The organism is Mesorhizobium sp. M7A.F.Ca.CA.002.05.1.1 (assembly GCF_003998335.1).
Classification (GTDB): Bacteria; Pseudomonadota; Alphaproteobacteria; order Rhizobiales; family Rhizobiaceae; genus Mesorhizobium.
The window spans coordinates 1-783 of record NZ_RZQI01001478.1; the positions used below are offsets into that span (position 1 = coordinate 1).

Here is a 783-nt window from a genome sequence, read left to right on the forward strand (position 1 = left end):
GCTCTACGAGGCGCTTCTCGAAGGCGTGGTGCTGTTCCTCGTGCTGCGCATTCTCACCCATTCGCGCCTCAAGCTGAAGACGCCGCGCTTCGTCGGCGGCGCCTTCATCTGCGGCTACGGCCTGTCGCGCATTTTTGTCGAGTTCTTCCGCGAGCCCGACCAGCAGCTCGGCTACCTCCTCGGCACCAACTGGCTGACCATGGGCATGATCCTGTCGACGCCGATGGTGCTGGCCGGCATCTGGGCGATGCTGACCGCCAAGCCGGTGACGCAGCCGCAGCCGGCATGACACGGCTGAAGACCCGCATCGTCGACCTGATCGAGGCCCTGGGGCCGATACCGATCAACGAATACATGGCGATGTGCCTGTTCGACCCGGCGGACGGCTACTACACGACGCGCGAGCCTTTTGGTGCGGCCGGTGACTTCATCACCGCGCCGGAGATCAGCCAAATGTTCGGCGAATTGGTCGCCGTGTGGATGTACCAGGCGTGGCAGGCGAGCGGCCGGCCGCTGCCGGCCACCATCGCCGAGATCGGCCCCGGCCGCGGCACGCTGATGAAGGACATGCTGCGTACGCTGTCGCGGCTCGATCCTGATCTGGCCAGCGGCGCCACCTTCGCCATGATCGAGACCAGCCCGCGCCTGACCGAGGTGCAAAAGCAGACGCTTGGCGCCACACCCTTCGCGGTTGGCTGGCATGAAACCATCGAGACCTTGCCGCAGCAACCGCTGTTCATCGTCGGCAACGAACTGTTCGACGCCGTGCCCATCCGCCAGTTC

General features: G+C 65.4%; 2 protein-coding genes. Both read left to right on the forward strand.

All coding sequences use genetic code 11. The features are described 5' to 3' along the window. Nucleotides 1–289, forward strand: a 289-nt coding sequence (locus EN939_RS36485; protein WP_206528464.1) for a prolipoprotein diacylglyceryl transferase family protein, incomplete at its 5' end; no start/stop codon positions are given. Beyond that, nucleotides 286–783, forward strand: a 498-nt coding sequence (locus EN939_RS36490) for an SAM-dependent methyltransferase (RefSeq protein ID WP_206528465.1), incomplete at its 3' end; no start/stop codon positions are given. The genes EN939_RS36485 and EN939_RS36490, both read left to right, overlap by 4 nt.